The organism is Streptomyces sp. NPDC047974, from assembly GCF_040653375.1.
Taxonomy (GTDB): Bacteria; Actinomycetota; Actinomycetes; order Streptomycetales; family Streptomycetaceae; genus Streptomyces.
The window spans coordinates 168,193-180,089 of sequence record NZ_JBEZNU010000013.1; the positions used below are offsets into that span (position 1 = coordinate 168,193).

At 76.7% G+C, this 11,897-nt stretch carries 13 protein-coding genes; 8 read left to right on the forward strand and 5 right to left on the reverse strand.

The genetic code is table 11. The features are described 5' to 3' along the window. Window positions 1–116: 116 nt before the first annotated feature. A complete protein-coding gene (locus AB0E19_RS20265) occupies window positions 117–878 on the reverse strand; it encodes a GntR family transcriptional regulator (protein ID WP_362181715.1) in 762 nt (253 codons plus the stop codon). A gap of 169 nt (window positions 879–1,047) precedes the next feature. On the opposite strand from AB0E19_RS20265, the gene AB0E19_RS20270 reads away from it, so the two are divergent. The 3 genes from AB0E19_RS20270 (at window position 1,048) to AB0E19_RS20280 (ending at window position 2,319) form a co-directional block, all read left to right on the forward strand. Beyond that, a complete protein-coding gene (locus AB0E19_RS20270; RefSeq protein WP_362181718.1) occupies window positions 1,048–1,299 on the forward strand; it encodes a lipopolysaccharide assembly protein LapA domain-containing protein in 252 nt (83 codons plus the stop codon). Then, window positions 1,296–1,658: a hypothetical protein gene (locus AB0E19_RS20275; RefSeq protein ID WP_362181721.1), complete on the forward strand. Its 363-nt coding sequence runs from the start codon at window positions 1,296–1,298 to the stop codon at window positions 1,656–1,658. Before AB0E19_RS20270 ends, AB0E19_RS20275 begins: the two co-directional genes overlap by 4 nt. Window positions 1,659–1,773: 115 nt before the next feature. Further along, a complete protein-coding gene (locus AB0E19_RS20280; RefSeq protein ID WP_362181724.1) occupies window positions 1,774–2,319 on the forward strand; it encodes a GNAT family protein in 546 nt (181 codons plus the stop codon). Here AB0E19_RS20280 and AB0E19_RS20285 read toward each other — a convergent pair. Both AB0E19_RS20285 and AB0E19_RS20290 read right to left on the reverse strand, forming a co-directional pair. After that, complete coding sequence (locus AB0E19_RS20285) at window positions 2,300–2,635, reverse strand: DUF6204 family protein (RefSeq protein WP_362181727.1); 336 nt, start codon at window positions 2,633–2,635, stop codon at window positions 2,300–2,302. The two genes, AB0E19_RS20280 and AB0E19_RS20285, sit on opposite strands and share 20 nt — an antisense overlap. 123 nt (window positions 2,636–2,758) lie before the next feature. Continuing rightward, window positions 2,759–3,571 carry a methyltransferase domain-containing protein gene (locus AB0E19_RS20290; protein ID WP_362181730.1) on the reverse strand — a complete coding sequence of 271 codons (813 nt, stop codon included), beginning with the start codon at window positions 3,569–3,571 and terminating at the stop codon, window positions 2,759–2,761. Window positions 3,572–3,988: 417 nt separating this feature from the next. On the opposite strand from AB0E19_RS20290, the gene AB0E19_RS20295 reads away from it, so the two are divergent. The 3 genes from AB0E19_RS20295 (at window position 3,989) to AB0E19_RS20305 (ending at window position 7,666) form a co-directional block, all read left to right on the forward strand. Further along, window positions 3,989–5,200, forward strand: coding sequence for a sulfite oxidase (locus tag AB0E19_RS20295; RefSeq protein WP_362181733.1), 1,212 nt, complete (start codon window positions 3,989–3,991; stop codon window positions 5,198–5,200). A gap of 82 nt (window positions 5,201–5,282) precedes the next feature. Continuing rightward, window positions 5,283–6,548: an aminotransferase class I/II-fold pyridoxal phosphate-dependent enzyme gene (locus AB0E19_RS20300; protein WP_362181736.1), complete on the forward strand. Its 1,266-nt coding sequence runs from the start codon at window positions 5,283–5,285 to the stop codon at window positions 6,546–6,548. Next, entirely contained in the window at window positions 6,545–7,666 is a 1,122-nt protein-coding gene (locus tag AB0E19_RS20305) for an MBL fold metallo-hydrolase (protein WP_362181739.1), read from the forward strand. The genes AB0E19_RS20300 and AB0E19_RS20305 overlap by 4 nt, the downstream gene beginning before the upstream one ends. Here AB0E19_RS20305 and AB0E19_RS20310 read toward each other — a convergent pair. Both AB0E19_RS20310 and AB0E19_RS20315 read right to left on the reverse strand, forming a co-directional pair. Next, window positions 7,646–8,326, reverse strand: coding sequence for a VTT domain-containing protein (locus AB0E19_RS20310; RefSeq protein WP_362181742.1), 681 nt, complete (start codon window positions 8,324–8,326; stop codon window positions 7,646–7,648). The two genes, AB0E19_RS20305 and AB0E19_RS20310, sit on opposite strands and share 21 nt — an antisense overlap. Further along, the gene (locus tag AB0E19_RS20315; RefSeq protein WP_362181745.1) at window positions 8,323–9,102 is read right to left on the reverse strand and encodes an MBL fold metallo-hydrolase; all 780 of its coding nucleotides are present in this window, start codon (window positions 9,100–9,102) and stop codon (window positions 8,323–8,325) included. Before AB0E19_RS20315 ends, AB0E19_RS20310 begins: the two co-directional genes overlap by 4 nt. 91 nt (window positions 9,103–9,193) lie before the next feature. On the opposite strand from AB0E19_RS20315, the gene AB0E19_RS20320 reads away from it, so the two are divergent. Continuing rightward, window positions 9,194–9,598 carry a hypothetical protein gene (locus AB0E19_RS20320; RefSeq protein WP_360609296.1) on the forward strand — a complete coding sequence of 135 codons (405 nt, stop codon included), beginning with the start codon at window positions 9,194–9,196 and terminating at the stop codon, window positions 9,596–9,598. 81 nt (window positions 9,599–9,679) lie between these two features. After that, window positions 9,680–11,833: a phage holin family protein gene (locus tag AB0E19_RS20325; protein WP_362181749.1), complete on the forward strand. Its 2,154-nt coding sequence runs from the start codon at window positions 9,680–9,682 to the stop codon at window positions 11,831–11,833. Window positions 11,834–11,897 lie beyond the last annotated feature (64 nt).

Genomic DNA, 11,897 nt, shown 5'->3' on the forward strand with positions numbered 1-11,897 from the left:
AGTGTACGTCATGACCCGCCCGGCGCGGGCACGGATGTGCGAGGACGATTCGGTACGGCTCCGAAGGCGGGCGCCCCGGGCCCGGATGGGCCCGCCGGCCCGGGGCGCGGCGCGGCTCAGTGGGACTGGAGGACCGGGAGGGCGGGTGCGCCGGTGGGCAGCATGTGCTTGGCGGCCAGGACCGGGGTGTCCCCGACCCGGACGACCTGGGTGACCAGGACGGCCGGGGTGTCGGCGGGGCGGCCGAGCTGCTCGCCGCGGCGCCGCCCGAGGAGGGTGGCGGTGATGCCGCTGTGGGCGCGCAGCGCGACCTCGCGGGAGGCGCCGAGCAGGACCGACAGCATCGACACGGCCGGTTCGGACACCGGCGCGGAACCGCACCCGCGCAGGGCGGTGGCGAAGGCCGGGTGGACGCGGTCCAGGACCTCGTCGGCGGCCGCCCACTCGTGGCAGAGCGCGGCCGGTCCGGCCTCGCCGCCGAGCACCGACTCCCAGAACCGCAGTTCGGCGCGGGCGGGCGCCAGCAGGTGCTGGGTGGTGAAGTCGGTGGGCTCCTCCACCGTGCGCAGCAGGGCCCGCACGCGCGGCCCCGTGCCGCCGCCGATCAGCTCCTCCAGCGGCTGGACCTGCTCGAAGCCCCGGCGCGGCGGCCGCGCGTTCACCGTCCGGCCCACGCCCCGGCGCACGGTCAGCAGGCCGTCCTCCTGGAGCAGCAGCAGCGCCTCGCGCAGCGCGGGCCGGCTCACGCCCAGTTCGGCGGCGAGCTTCGGCTCGGAGGGGAGGGTGGAGCCGGGCGGATAGGTGCCGTCGTGGACGGCGTCCGCGATCCGCTCGTAGAGCGCCACCACAGGTCGCCGCCGGTGCCCGCTGGCCGCCAAGGCCCCTCCTCCTGCCGTTTCGTCCCGCGCCCGGTCCCCACCACCGTAACGGTCCTGGTTGTCTGACAAGTCACCCGGACGGCGTCGTCCACCGTCCCCTCGACGTGCCGGTCCCCCCATTCTGGTCCCACGGGTACGCCCGTGACGGACGACGGAGGAGGCGGCGGGCATGAGTCCCAAGGACACGGCGGGCACGCGGAGGGGTGACAGGTTCGGCGCCATCACCCCCGGACGGATCGGGATGGCGGTCGTCGCGGTCCTCCTGCTCGTCTTCATCTTCGAGAACACCGGCGACGTCAAGATCCGGCTGCTCATCCCCGAGGTGACGATGCCGCTCTACCTCGCGCTCCTCGCGACGGCACTGCTCGGCGCGGCCTGCGGCTGGTACGCGGCCCGGAGGGGCCCGAGGAGGAGCGGGTGAAGCGCGGCGCCCTGATCGGGGCGGGCGCGGCCCTCGCCCTCGCCGCCGTGGCGGCCGGGGCGGCGGGGGACGCCGACACGCGGCGGGCCCGGCGGGCGGCGGCCGGCGCGTGGCCGCCGATGCCGGACTTCCGGGACGGCGGCCTGTGGCGGGTCTTCACCCGTCTGGACCACCGCATCCGGCTCGACGTCCACGACGCGAGCGGCCGGGACCGACGGGTCCTGTGGCCCCCGCGCTGGCGGGTCTGCACCCAGTACCCCTCCGCGGGGACGGGCCTCGACCACCGCACCACGGTCGTCATCGGCGTGCTCCGCAAGGGCGAGCCCTGCCCGGTCCGCGTGACGGTGGCCCGCCGCTGAGCGGGCACGGGGTGAGCGGGCACGGGGTCGGGCCGGTGCGGGGCCGGGCGGGTGCGGGGCCGGGCGGGCACGGGGCTCCGGAGGCCGGTCCGCGGGCCCGGGCTAGCCTGGGCGCATGCCCGATGGACCCGACCGGTTCCTCACGGCCGGACCCCGCGTGGGTCTGCGGCCGTTCACCCTCGACGACGCCGAGGAGTTCACCGCCCGCGCCGAGGAGAGCGTCGAGCTCCACCGGCCGTGGCTGTTCCCGCCCCGGACGGCCGAGCACTACGCCGCCTACGCGGGCGCCCTGATCGCGGAGCCCGCCCGGGCCGGCTTCCTCGTCTGCGAGCACGGCGAGGCGGGCCGCATCGCCGGCTTCCTCACCGTCAACAACATCGTCCGCGGCGCCTTCCGCAGCGGCGCCCTCGGCTACGGCGCCTTCGCCCACGCCGCCGGGCGCGGCCTGATGGGGGAGGCCCTCGGCCTCCTCCTGGCCCATGCCTTCGGACCGATGGGACTGCACCGCCTGGAGGCCAACATCCAGCCGGGCAACGCCCCTTCGCGCGCCCTGGTCCGCCGGGCCGGCTTCCGCCTGGAGGGCTTCTCGCCCGCCATGCTGTTCATCGACGGCGCCTGGCGGGACCACGAGCGCTGGGCGATCACCGACCCTTGCGGTTGATCTTCATCGTGTCGAGGTCGGTCACCGTGGACTTCAGCCCCTGGTGGCCGTGGCCGAGCGCGGCCAGCGCGGCCTCCACCCGCTCCTCGGCGAGCGCCCCGGCCATCTCGTCGCCGTCCTCGGCGTCCGACACGACGACCAGCCGGTACGAGAAGTGCTTCAGCGCCCGGTCGTAGGTCAGCGAGCCCTCCTCGGTGAACCGCATCGAGGCCAGGCCGTGCTCCTCCACCCCGGCGAGCAGCCGCTCCCGGCCCTCCGGCGTCAGCCCGTCGAAGGTGCCCCGCACGATGACCCGGTAGGTGTGTGGCGTGCCCATCTCTCGTACTCCCGTGGTGCTCCCGCGCCCGCCCCGACGGCGGACGACCCTCCACCCTAGGTCGGGGGCGGGCGCGGACGCGCGCCAATAAACGGCTGCCGCCCGCGGCCCCGGGCACCCGTCTCAGGAGACGCGGCAGAGGATCTCGCCGTGCGGCACCATGAAGGAGGCGTCCTCCCGGGCGCCCCACTCCCGCCAGGCCGCGGCGATCTCCGCCAGCTCGGCCCGGGTGGCGTGACCGCCCCCGACCGCCAGGTCCGCGTAGGAGGAGGCGGTGGTGCGGTCCGCCCACAGGCCGCTCCACCAGGCCCGCTCCTCGGGGGTGGCGAAGGTCCAGGCCGTCGTCGTGACGGTGACGTCGGCGAGCCCGGCGCTCCGGGCCCAGGCGAACAGCCGCCGTCCGGCGTCCGGTTCGCCGCCGTTGGCGCGCGCCACCCGGTGGTAGAGCTCCAGCCAGCCGTCCAGGACGGGCCGTTCGGGATACCAGGCGAAGGCGCCGTAGTCGCTGTCGCGGGCCGCGACGATCCCGCCGGGCCGGCAGACGCGGCGCATCTCGCGCAGCGCCCCCACCGGGTCGCCCACGTGCTGGAGCACCTGGTGGGCGTGGACGACGTCGAAGGAGTCGTCGGGGAAGTCCAGGGCCAGGACGTCCGCCACCGCGAACTCCACGTTCTCCAGGCCTCGTTCGGCGGCCGTGGCGCGCGCCTTCGCCAGGACCTCCTCGGAGGTGTCCACGGCGGTCACCCGCCCGGGGGCGACCAGCGCGGCCAGGTCGGCGGTGATCGTGCCGGGCCCGCAGCCGACGTCCAGCAGGTCGAGCCCCGGGCGCAGTTCGCCCAGCAGGTAGGCGGCCGAGTTGGCGGCCGTGCGCCAGGTGTGGGAACGGAGGACCGACTCGTGGTGGCCATGGGTGTAGACGACGGGCTGCTGCGTCATGGAACCGACTCCCTCGGTGTGGGTGGTGGGTCCACCGTACGACCGATCGCCGCATGGTGAGACTGCCGTCTTGACATATGGACTCGATCGGCGGGGAGGGGAGTGGTGAACGCTCGCCGGGAGGAGGGGAGTTCGGATGGTGCTCCGTCGGGCCGCGGCGAGAAGCGGAGGGACTGAAGTTGGTTTCTAGAAACGACTTCTATATCGTTCGGTCCGGGGGGACGCGCAACGGGGGCGCGTACCGCGCGGGGCGGCCCGGACCGTGGGGGAAACCGGGCCGCCGCCGTGTCCTTTCGGCCGTTCTCGTGACAGCCTCGTGAACAGACCCCCGTCGCCCCGGCCCGGGCGCCCCGCGCGCGCCTACGATCGGCCCGCCGCCGTCCGGCGGACCGACCCGTGACCGTGCCGAGGAGTCCCGTGCCGCACCCGTCCGCGCCCGCCCGCCGAACGCTCCTGAAGGCCCTCGCCGCCACCCCGGCCGCCGCCGTCGCCCTCGGTGCCGCCGCCACTCCTGCCGGCGCCGCGTCCGTGGCCTCCGCCTCCGCCGCGCCCGGGATCGTCAAGGCGCTGCCCGACGCGCACTTCACCGTGCGCGGCACCAACGCCGAGGCGCGGTTCGACGCCTTCGGCGACACCGGGTACCTCACCCCCGCCGACCGCTTCTTCGTCCGCAACCACACCTCCACCCCCGTCCTCGACGCCGCCGACTGGCGGCTCACCCTCTGGGGCGACGGACTCCACGGCCGCGCCCCCGTCCACTTCACCTACGGACAGCTCCGCGACCTGCCCTCCGTCACCCGGACGGCCCTCGTCGAATGCGCCGGAAACGGCCGCAGCCTCTACGCCACCCAGCAGGGGCAGCCCGTCTCCGGCACCGCCTGGACGCTCGGCGCCGTCGGAGCCGCCCGCTGGCGCGGCGTCCGCCTCGCCGAGGTGCTGCACCGCGCCGGACTCGCCCACGACGCCGTCGACCTGCTGCCGCGCGGCCTGGACGACCCGTACGTCTCCGGCGGCACCGACCACGGCCGGGTCCGCCGCCCGCTGCCGGTCGCCAAGGCGCTGGACGACGTGATCCTCGCGTACGAGATGAACGGCGAGCCGCTCCCGTACGACCACGGGCACCCCGTCCGGCTCGTCGTGCCGCACTGGGTCGGCATCGCCTCCATCAAGTGGCTCGGCGACATCGAGGTCGCCACCCGGCCGCTCGCCAGCCCCTGGTCCACCGACTGGTACCGCTTGTTCGGGGAGCCCCACCCGGCCGGCGGCAGCGCCCCGATCACCCGCCAGACCCTCAAGTCCGGCTTCCAGCTGCCCTTCGGCGCCACCCTGGAGGCGGGCAGGGTCCACCGGCTCACCGGCCGCGCCTGGTCCGCGCACGCGCCCGTCCGCTCCGTCGAGGTCTCCACCGACGGCGGCGGCACCTGGCGTCCCGCACGCCTCCACGACGGCCCCCGGCGCGGCGCCTGGGTCCGCTGGTCGCTGCCCTGGCGGCCCGCGGCCGCCGGGCCCGCGACCCTCCTCTCCCGCACCACTGACGCCGCGGGGAACGTCCAGCCCGGCACCGCCGTCCACAACACCCAGGGCTACCTCTTCGACGCCGTCGTCCGTCACCCGATCACCGTCGCCTGAACGGGCATGACGGAACGAACCTCCGTATAAAGGGCACGGGGACGCCCTGCCCGGCGCCCCGCGCGCTCAGGAGGTACGGGACATGCGGGAGACGGCTCCGGAAGGCCGCGGCCCGGTGCGCTACGGACCTCCCGCGCCCGAGAGCGGCCGGCCCGTCCCCCCGGGGCTCGCCGCCCTCCTCGCGGCCGCCGCCGGCCGGACCGACCCCGAACCGCCCGGCGGCGGACCCGTCCTGCGCGAGGCGGCCGCCGGCTACTGGTGGCGCCGCGGCCTGCGCGGCCACGCCGAGGACTCCCTCGCCGCCCCCGGCGCCCCCGCCCTGCTCCTCGCCCTCCTCGCCGCGCACGGCGGCGACGTGCTGCTGCCCCGGCCCTGCCCCGCCTGGTGGACCCCGCAGATCCGGCTCCTCGGCCGGCCCGCGTACCACGTGCCCACCACCGCCGAGGCCGGCGGCGTCCCCGACCCGTACGCCCTCCTGGAGACCGTCCGCCGGGTCCGCGCCGAGGGCGGCGACCCCCGGGTGCTGCTGCTCTCCGTCGCCGACGACCCGACCGCCACCGTCCCCCCGCCCGAACTCGTCCGCGAGAGCTGCGAGGCCGCCGTCGCCGAGGGCCTCCACGTCATCAGCGACGAGACCTGGCGCGACACCCTCCACCACCCCCGCGACACCGTCCTGCTCAGCCCCGCCGAGATGTGCCCCGACGACGTCACCGTCCTCGCCGACCTCGCCGGCGGCGGACTCGTCCCCGGCTCCTGGCCCTGCGCCATCGCCCGCTTCCCGCCCACCGCCGCCGCCCGCGCCGACCGGTACGGCGACCCCCGCGCCCGCGCCCTCGACGTCCTCACCGCCCTCGGCGCCGTGCTCCCCGCCCCCGTCGCGCCCGCCGTCGCGCACGCCCTCGACGAACCCGAGGACGTCTTCGTACCGGCCCTGCGCGCCGCCGCCGTCCACGGCCGGCTCGCCGCCGCCGCACACCGTGCCGTCCTCGCCGCCGGCGCCCTCGCCCGGCCCCCGCGGGCCGGCCGCCACCTCTACGCCGACCTCGGACCGCTCCGCGCCGGCCTCGCCGCCCGGGGCGTCACCGACTCCCTGGAACTGGAGCAGTACCTCACCGCCCGCCTCGGCGCCCCCACCCCCGGCGGCCACCGCTTCGGCGACGAACTCGGCGCCCTGCGCGTCCGCCTCGCCACCGCGCCGCTGCTCGGCGCCACCCCGCCCGAACGCGCCGAGACCCTCGCCACCCGCGAACCCGAACACCTGCCCCAGACGGTACGGGCCCTGGCCGCCCTCACCGCCGTCCTCGACGACCTGGCCCATCCGACCGCGCAGAACGGAGCCCGCAGATGACCGAACGGACGGCCCACCCCGCCCCGGCCACCCAGGCCCCGCCCCCGGCCGCGCCGCCCGGAACCCCGCCCCGGGCCACACCCACGGACCACCCCCGCCCGACCGCGCCCGCCGGCCACCCGCGTCCGGCCGGGGCCACCGTGCTGCCCACCTCCGTGCTCCAGCCGCTCGGGAGGCTGCGGGTGGACTGGCCCCGCAGCTTCGCCGACCGGCTGACCGCGCCGCTGCCCGGAGTGCGGGCGCTCGCGCGGCTCGCGCGCGAAGGGGCCGTACGGCCGCGCCCCGAGGGGCTGCGGGACGCTCCGCTGCTGCCCTTCGCCCCCGGGCCGCTGCCGCCCGCCGGGCCGTCCACCGTCGCCGTCACCTGGGCCGGGCACGCCAGCTGGGTCCTCCGGGTCGGCGGCCTCACCGTCCTCACCGACCCCGTCTGGTCCCGGCGGATCCTCGGCACGCCCGCCCGGCTCACCCCGGTCGGCGTCCGCTGGGAGGACCTGCCGCCGGTCGACGCCGTCGTCATCAGCCACAACCACTTCGACCACCTCGACGCCCCCACCCTCCGGCGCCTCCCGCGCGCCACCCCGGTCCTCGTCCCCGCCGGCCTCGGCCGCTGGTTCGTGCGCCGCGGCTTCACCCGGGTCACCGAGCTCGACTGGTGGGAGGCGGCCGAACTCGACGGCGTCCGCTTCGACTTCGTCCCCGCCCACCACTGGTCCAAGCGCACCCTCCTGGACACCTGCCGCTCCCTGTGGGGCGGCTGGGTGCTCACCGACCCCGCCGGACACCGCGTCCACTTCGCCGGGGACACCGGATACGGCCACTGGTTCGCCGAGATCGGCCGCCGCCACCCCGGCATCGACCTCGCTCTCCTCCCCATCGGCGCCTACGCCCCGCGCTGGTGGCTCCGCGACGTCCACACCGACCCGGAGGAGGCCGTCCGCGCCCTCCAGGACCTGGGCGCCCGCCGGATGGCCCCCATGCACTGGGCCACCTTCGTGCTCTCCTCCGAACCCGTCCTGGAACCCCTCACCCGGGTCCGCGCCGCCTGGGCGCACGCGGGCCTCCCCGCCGAGGACCTGTGGACCCTCCCGGTCGGCGGCTCACGCGTCCTCGTGCCGTAGCGCCTGCCCGTCGCCGTCCCGCCCCTCGCCGTCGCGCCGGCCACTGCCCCGCAGCCGCCGCCAGACCGCCGGAGCCGCGCTGATCAGCACGGTCAGGCCGACCGCGGCGACCACGCCCTGCCAGGGCTCGGGGAACAGGGAACCGCCCAGGATGCCGATGAGCTGGTACGTCGCCGCCCACGCCAGACAGGCCGCCGCGTCACCGCGGGCGAAGCGGCGCAGCGGCATGCGGGCCAGGAGACAGGCCAGCATGACCGGGATGCGGCCCGCCGGGACCAGCCGCGACAGGACCAGGACCGACACCTGATGGGTGTCGAGCCGCCCCTGGGCCTGCGCGAGGCGGTCCGGGGTCACCCGGGCGCGCAGGGCGGCCAGCCAGCGCGAACCGTTCCGCGACCGCACCCCGCGCTGGCCCAGCCAGTAGAGGGCCAGGTCGCCGAGGAAGGCGGCGGCCGAGGAGAGGAGGAAGACGACGAGCAGCGAGAACGGCGACGCCTGGTGGAAGGCGACGACGGCCGCCGAGCTGACGATCGCCCCCGTCGGCACCACCGGCACCAGGGCGCCCAACGCCACCAGGAGGAACAGCGACGGATAGCCGACCGCCTGCTGCGTCGACTCCGGCGGCAGATCGCCGGCCGCCGCCAGCAGGGCACCCGTCACCGGGCGACCTCCGGCCGCACCCGCTCGCCGTGGCCGAGCCGGTGCACCGCCACCTTCGGCGCGAGGCGCGCCGCGTGGCGCACGAACTCGTCGCCCGGCGCGTGGAACTCGTGCGGCCGCACCCCGTCCAGGCCGATCGGCCAGTACGTGCCGTAGTGCACCGGCACCGCCGCGGCGGGGGAGAGCGCGGCGAGCGCCTGCGCGGCGCGCCCCGCGTCCAGATGCCCCTGCCCCAGGTACGGACCCCAGCCGCCGACCGGCAGCAGCGCCACGTCCACCGGGCCGACCTCCTCCGCCATCGTGTCGAACAGCCCGGTGTCCCCGGCGAAGTACGTGCGCGCCTCGCCCTCGACGACGTACCCGAGCGCGGGGGACCGGTGCGGGCCGAACGGCAGCCGCCGTCCGTCGTGCCGGGCCGGCACCGCCCGCACGGTCACGCCCTCCACCGTCACCTCGTCGCCCGGCGCGACCTCCGTCAGCCGCAGCCCCGCCCCGGCGAGCCGCCGCAGCCCCGGCACGGCCTCCGGCGCGCCGCGCGGCACCAGGATCCGGGTGCCGGGCGCCAGGCGCGCGAGCGACGGCAGGTGCAGATGGTCGGAGTGCAGGTGCGACACGAGCACCGCCTCCGCGACCGTCGCCTCCGGCGGCGGCGGGGCGCCCCTCCTGCGCCGCAGATGCGCGAGGCGCCGGGCGAACAGCGGGTCGGTGAGGAACCGGATCCCGGAGTCCTCGACCGTGCAGGTCGCGTGCCCCCACCAGGTGACCTCCACCGGCATGCCGCCCTTCCCTCGCCCGCGCGCTCTCCTTCCCGAGGGTAGAGGCCCGGCGGCCCTCCCGTGCGGCTGCGCCGGGCAGTAGGGTCTGCGCATGAACGACGTCCGGGTCGCGGCGATCGCCAGCCTGACCCCGCTCGAAGAACTCGATTCCGACCCCTTCCTCGTCGACACGCGCGGCCAGCACGCGGTCTGCGCCCGCTGGGCGGTGGAACGGGGGTACGTCCTCGCGCGCGAGCTCCACTGCTACGGCGTCCGCCCCGACCACGACGCACTCTGGGCCGACGTCGAGTCCGGCGAGGTCGACGTCTTCGTCGCGGCGAACGAGCGGGTCCTCGCGCGGGCGCTGACCTCGGTGCCGGACTTCCGCGCGGAGTGCGCGCGGCGGGGGGTGCGGGTCGAGACGGCGGACGGGCCGCTGCCCGGCTACGACTCGGCGGCGAAGGCGGCCGTCCACCGCCGCCTCTCCATGCCCACCGCCGGCTACGACGGCACCTGACCCCGTCGCCCCCAGGACGTATGCCCGCAACGGAGTGGGTATGTCAGGGTGGGGGGACGTTTGGGTGGAAGGTCGGGTGGCGTGGGGTACGGGCGATGGCGCGGGGCGGGGCGGGCCGCCGTCAGGGTGGTCAGCGTGTGGGCGGTGTCGACGGCGACGCTGCTCGTGCTCGCCGCGCTCCTGCCCGACTTCCAGCTGCAGTCGCCGGACGGCGACAGCCTCACCCGTACGGCCCTCACCGCCGCCTGGGCCGCCGGCGCCTTCGGCCTGCTGACCGCCCTCGTCTGGCCGCTCGTCGTCCGCGCCCTGCTCCTCGTGCCCGCGCTGGTGCTCGGACTGCTGGTGTTCTTCCTGAACGGCTCGCTGCTGCTCGTCGCGCTGTGGCTGATCCCGGACGGCCGGGGCGCGGCGGATCCGGAGACGGCCGTCGTCGTCGCGGCCGTGATGTCCGCCGTGGCGTCCGCGAGCTCGACCGCGCTCGCCGTGCGGGACGACGACGCCTACCGCCGCCGGCTGTACCGCCTGACGGGCCGGACCCGTCCGCGCGACCCCCGGTCCGTCCCCGTGCCCGCGCCGGGCACGGTCTTCCTGCAGCTCGACGGCGTCGGGCACGAGGTGCTGCGGCGGGCCGTCGACGACGGGCTCATGCCGACGGTGGCGGGGTGGCTGGAGGCGGGGTACCGGCTCACCCCGTGGCGGACGGACTGGTCGAGCCAGACGGGCGCCAGCCAGCTCGGCATCCTGCACGGCAGCAACGAGGACGTGCCGGCCTTCCGCTGGTACGAGAAGGACACCGGGCGGCTGATGGTGTCGAACCGGCCGGCGAGCGCCGTGGAGCTGCAGCGGCGGGCGGTGCGCCGCACCGGAGACGGCGGCCTGCTCAGCCTGGACGGCGCCTCCCGGGGCAACCTCTTCAGCGGCGGCGCCGACGAGGTGGCGCTCGTCCTGACCGTCGCCGCGCGCCGGGGCCGCCGCAACCGCTCGCGCGCCGGCTACTTCGCGTACTTCTCCGATCCGGCCAACGCCGTCCGCACCGCCGGCTCCCTGGTCAACGAGGTGGTCCGCGAGGTGGCCCAGTCGACCCGGGCCCGGCTGCGCCGCGAGACGCCCCGGATCCGGCGCGGCGGCACGTACCCCTTCGTGCGCGCCTTCGCGACCGTCGTCGAGCGGGACGTGGTGGTCGCGGCGGTGCTGGGCGACATGCTGGCCGGCCGCACCGCCGTCTACGCGGACCTCGTCGCGTACGACGAGGTGGCGCACCACTCGGGGCCGCGCGGCCGCGACACCGACCAGGTGCTGCGCCGCCTCGACCGCGCCGTCGGGCTGATCGCCCGGGTCGCCGAGCACGCCCCGCGGCCGTACCGGATCGTGCTCCTGTCGGACCACGGGCAGAGCCCGGGGGAGACCTTCGAGGGCGCGTACGGGCTGACGCTGAAGGACCTGGTGCGGGCGGGCTGCGGGCTGCCGGTGTCGCGCCGGGTCGGCCGCACCCGCAGCGGCGCGGAGGCCCGGGACGCCGCCCGGGACGCGCTGCGCAGCGCCCTGCACCGGCCGGTGGAGACGGGCGAGGAGACGGAGCGGGAGCTGCCCGCCCGGCCGTCCGAGCCGGTCGTCCTCGCCTCGGGCAATCTGGGCCTGGTCTCCTTCCCGGACGTGCCGCACCGGATGACGCGGGAGGAGATCGACCGGCGTCATCCGGCGCTGCTGCGCGCCCTGGCCCAGCATCCGGGGATCGGTTTCCTCCTCGTGGCGAGCGAGGCGCACGGGTCGGTGGTGCTGGCGGGGGACGGCGTGGAGGTGCCGGTGGCCGAGCTGGCCGACGACGGGCCGCTGGCGGTCTTCGGCCGGGGCGCGGCCGACGCGGTGCGGCGCACCGACGGCTTCCCGCACGTCGCCGACGTGATGGTGAACTCGATGTACGACCCGGCGACCGGCACCGTGCACGCCTTCGAGGAGCAGATCGGCTCGCACGGCGGTCTGGGCGGCGAGCAGGCGCACCCCTTCCTGCTGTCGCCGCCGGAGCTGTCGCCGCCGGTCGGTGAGGGGGAGGAGCTGGTGGGCGCCGAGCGGGTGCACCGGGTGCTGCGGCGCTGGCTGCGCGAGGACGACGGGCCGCAGGTGCCGCTCGGCCCGTCCGCCGACCCGGCGGACGCCCCGGAGATTTCCCCGTCGGGCGCGGAAACGGAATCAGTTCTTCCGGTGGAGTGGCCGGTCCGGCCGGACAAAAACCACTGATTTGGACGGGTGTTCGCCGTACCCGACCATGGTCCGGTTCCGGAGGCTTGTCCGGAACCGCACG